We start from the raw sequence: 4,580 nt of genomic DNA, 5'->3' as shown, positions 1-4,580 counted from the left end.
TGGCATCGGTATTTACAGAGGCATCGAAAGACGGTCCCTCGCCTCTGGACATGAGAGAGTTCTCTCCTACAACGTCACCCGGTACGCTAAACTGTTCGAATGTCGTGTCATTCATAAAGCACCATTCTTCTCCAGAAGCGTAGAGAAATCTGAGCTCAACCTCCTCCACATCAGCTTGTTCAAGTTTCTCGCCAGACTTAAAATTGCGATCTAAGACACGCTCCGTTATCAAATGCTTAAGGCGGATACGGCAAAATGCTTGGCCTTTCCCGGGCTTGACGAATTCGACAGAAATCACAGTGTAAGGTTCTGATTCGACCTTCACTTTCTGACCAGGTTTGAGGTCTTTAACATCTACTGAGGACATAAATAGATTCCAAGTTTTGAGGGGGCAAGGATTTGCTCACCAATTAGGCTATAATACATGAGAGACTAATTGCATATATTCCTCTGGTTCGGTTGGGGCAGAGATCCTTTGCTGTAGCTGCTTATGCAATTCATGGTAGGACCTTTCGATCTTAAGCAGTACGTGTCCAGGATCACCTTTAATTTTAGCTATTCGAATGGCTGTAATGTTTTTCGTTGCTGCTAAGAGTTTAATTTTAGTGACGACAAAAAGCCACTGCAGCCTCTTAGGCAAAACAGGCCCTCCAAATCGGTCAATAAGATCTCGTTCTAATTGGTCTAACTCGTCCAAAGACTGGCATTCACCAATGCGGTGAGAGAAGTGGAGACGCAGGTCTAGTTCCGGAATGTATTCTTCTGGAATGCCAGGTTCACAATCAATAGTTTCAAGAGCAATAATCACTTCGTTTGGATCTTTAACCATTACCTCTTGCTCTCCTTTGGCGGAGGCAATTGCTTTTTTCAATAGTCTACAGTAGAGGTGGAATCCAATTGTCGAAACGTGTCCTGATTGTTCAGTGCCCAATATGTTGCCACACCCCCTAATCTCGAGATCTTGCATGGCAATTTTCATTCCTCCGCCTTGCTTACAAGCCATTTGTAAGGCTTCGATTCGGTGACGACTTTCGTCAGTGAGTTGCGATTCTGGCGGAATCAGAAAGTAAGCGAAGGCTTTCTTATCCCATCTTCCTACACGCCCTTTCAATTGATAAAGATTGGCTAGTCCAAATGTGTGGGCTTGATCAATAATAATGGTATTAGCGTGTGGAATATCTATTCCATTTTCGATGATTGTTGTTGAAATTAAAAGATTGATCTCTCCTTTTTTGAACGAATGAAACACGTCTTCAATGTTTTCAGGGGGCATTTTGCCATGGGTAATGCCAATTTTTGCTTGAGGGACTAAATTGCGCAGGTAGTTGGCAAAGGCATAAAGAGTTTCAATACGGTTGTGTATAGCATAGACACCACCTCCACGCGCAAACTCCCTTTTAATTGCGTTTTTAATGCATGGATCAGACTTTTCCATTACACATGTATGAATGGGTAATCGTTCTTGTGGTGGTGTGGAAATAATAGAAAGCTCTCTTGCTCCGATCAAGGACATATAAAATGTTCTAGGAATGGGCGTAGCTGAGAGCGTCAAACAATGTGCGTTTTGGGAGTAAAGCTTTAAGTGCTCTTTTGCTTTTACGCCAAAACGTTGCTCCTCGTCTACAATGATAAGACCGAGATTGTGAAATCTGAGATTTTTACCTAGTAATCGATGTGTTCCAATAACAATATCGACAGTGCCATTTGCAATATCTTGTTCAAATCGACTTGATTCGTTTTTCTTGGTTAGTCTCGAATAATGAACGAGGCGCAGGCCAAAAGGTTCCATTCTTGACTGAAATGTTTCGTACTGCTGAAGAGCAAGAATTGTTGTGGGAACAAGAACAGCAACTTGTTTTTTCCCATCTACGACCATTTTGAACGCTGCACGCATCGCCACTTCTGTCTTGCCAAATCCTACATCCCCGCAAATCAGTCTATCCATGATTCTATTGGAACACAGGTCATTTTTGACTTCTTTAATGACTTTGATCTGATCTGTTGTAGGACAGAAGGGCACATTTTCTTCGAAAGTCACTACAGCTTCACTATCTGGTGGGCATGGAGTACATGAATAGGTTTGCCGTTCTGCATAGAGCCTAACTAAGTCTTGTGCATAGACCTGTACAGATTCCTCTGCTTGAGCACGTATTCTTTTCCATCGGTTTGATCCTAAAAGGTCTAATTTGGGAGGCTTATCCCTTGTGTTGACATAAGTGGTAATCAGGTGTGCTTGATGGATAGGAACGTACAAAAACGATTTGCCAGCGTATTCTAAACAAATAAACTCTCCCTCATGTCCAGAGGCGAGGGACCGTCTTTCGATGCCTCTGTAAATACCGATGCCATTTGAAAAATGAACAACGTACTCCCCTGGAGAAAAGACAGAAATAGGGTCTTCTGGAGAGGAATAGGTTAGGCTACTGCTAGTACGTTTGAATAGAGGCTTTCTAAGCAGATCATTAGTAGAAATAAGAGCTAAACGATTTGGAATATGAATCACACTAGAGAGCAGTTGTCCTGTGATAGAGTGTGTACAATTCTGAGTCTGCTTTAATTTGGATAGGATTTTTTTCTGTTCATGCTTGCTTTTGGAGACCAATGTCACCTGGTAGTTTTGGTTAAAAACTTCTTGAAGAGCTGAATAGAAAGGGTTTGGTTCTATGTCTTTTTCGTAAGCATCTTGAAAACTTTCTGGAAATTTAGAGAAGGGACATTCTACACAGGGGACTTCCTGGCTCAGATTCATCCATTCCAATTTTCTAAGAAATTTTTTTCCAGAGAGAGGAGTAGAAAAATGAGAAAGGTCATCATGAGGAAACCCCATTGCTAGGCAACGATCAGATAGGAGAAATTCTTTTATCTTCACGAAAAAACGTTCTGAAGTTACTTCTTCCATATCAATAAGGCGATCTTCTACTTTTTCCATCCCATCGAAAAAAAGAACCCAATTCTCCAAATGGTCAAAAAGGGGAACCAAATGGGGGAGAACCTGCTCTTGGGCTGGGAGAAGCTTCAGAAATGTCTTTTCTTCTATAGACCGTTGGCTTCTTGGATCAAACGTTCGAATAGATTCAATTTCGTTGCCCACAAACTCCAAACGAAAGGGAGAGGCAAGATGAGGTGGAAAAATATCAAATATAGCTCCACGTTTTGCAAAAGTTCCCTTGGATACAACAAGAGACTCCCTGAAGAATCCCATGGTTTTGGCTAAGTCTTCCAGTGCATGAGGAGAGCAATTTTCACCCTTATTGAAGATAAGTTCGTGGTCTTCTATTGACTTTTTAGAGAACGTTTTCTGAAGGAAAGCCTCCGGTGTTGTCAGAATGATCTGAGGCTGTTTCTGCATGCAAGCTAGTAAAACTTGGATGCGTTTACCTGTAGTTGTTCCTGTTGGTAATTGCCCCTCTTGAGGTAAAAATTCCCAAGCAGGAAATTCAAGAGCCTCTTCGCCAGTAATAGAAAATATTTCCTCTGCCACTTGTGATAGGAGGAGTGGATCAGGATGTATCCAAATGACGCTTTTTTGTCTCTTTAGTTTGATCCAAGCGGCCAAAAGTGTCTTACTTGTTGTCCAGAAATCTTGCCCGAGTACAAAACGACTCTTAGGTGAGGGGCAAAAAAGCTCCCCTTCTTTTTCAAAAAGATCGAGAAAGGATGTGATCATGTTTCTGGGGGTGTTGGGAGAGAAGATAGGAGAGTAGATAGGAGTTCATCAAATGCATCTAAAGGCGCAACGAATTGGCACAAGAGATTGGATCCACCTCCTACACAGCACGCAGGCATCTTTTGTAAAATTTCTTTTGCGGAAGGAAAAGGTGCTCTTGCATGTTTAGTATTTAGAGTACTATGAATGAAGCCGTCTTTACGAGTGTAAAGCCAGACTAGATCAAATCGTTTTTCACGATGAACAAGCTCACTAAGAGAACGCATATCCGAGGTCCATTTGGGATCCAAGGGGTGGTAGAAGACTTTCCAGAAGGGGGAAAGTGCTTTTTGTTTCTCTATCCACTCTTTAGTAAGGCTTTGAAAAAGGAGAACTTTAGTCTCTTTGATCTCATTTTCCAGAGTTTTGATCTTTCGTAAAGCACTTAGCGCTTTTTCTTCGAGAAACTCTTCTTGAGTTTTAAAAGCATGTACGAGCCGTTTGCTCCTCATGGTTTGTTCCCTAATACGTGTTTCAGCGGCTAAACCTGTCACAGCTTCGATTCTACAAATCCCTGAAGCGATAATTTGACTTTTTGTGATTTGAAGCAAGCCAAGCTCACCTGTTTGAAGGACATGTGTGCCTCCGCATAACTCTTCAGATACACCATCTATTCCCAAATCTATCGTCACGACACGTACGACTTCACCGTACTTCTCATTAAAAAATTGCTTGATAGATGTGTCGCTTCGAATCTCATCGTACTTTTTTTCTTCCGTTTCCACAAAGCCGTTACGGCGGATCAACTGGTTTAAGTGCTTTTCGATGGAGTTGATCTCATCTAGGGATAAATGTTTATGATGGTTGAAATCAAAACGAAGTCGTGCAACATCAACTAAAGATCCGGCTTGACGAATATGAGATCCAAGATGTT

The 4,580-nt window shown here is 41.9% G+C and carries 1 protein-coding gene and 2 pseudogenes; all 3 read right to left on the bottom strand.

What is annotated here, in order from left to right:
• A pseudogene (locus tag HAT2_RS02720) lies at positions 1-367 on the bottom strand (elongation factor P); the annotation flags it as partial.
• Between the two features lie 48 nt (positions 368-415).
• Positions 416-3,667 (bottom strand): transcription-repair coupling factor, encoded by a 3,252-nt coding sequence (gene mfd, locus HAT2_RS02715; RefSeq protein WP_114544488.1) that lies wholly within the window; start codon positions 3,665-3,667, stop codon positions 416-418.
• Positions 3,664-4,580 (bottom strand): annotated as a pseudogene (locus tag HAT2_RS02710) (hypothetical protein); the annotation flags it as partial. The gene mfd and the pseudogene HAT2_RS02710, both read right to left, overlap by 4 nt.

Origin of the sequence: Candidatus Similichlamydia laticola, from assembly GCF_003339615.1 — a bacterium.
Classification (GTDB): domain Bacteria; phylum Chlamydiota; class Chlamydiia; order Chlamydiales; family Parilichlamydiaceae; genus Similichlamydia; species Similichlamydia laticola.
Note: the sequence above shows the minus strand (reverse complement) of the source record. Positions and strands in the feature narration are given on the sequence as shown.

What these genes read in the sequence shown, in the direction of transcription:
- mfd (WP_114544488.1), bottom strand. Translation starts at nt 3,667, where the DNA reads ATGATCACATCCTTTCTCGATCTTTTTGAAAAAGAAGGGGAGCTTTTT.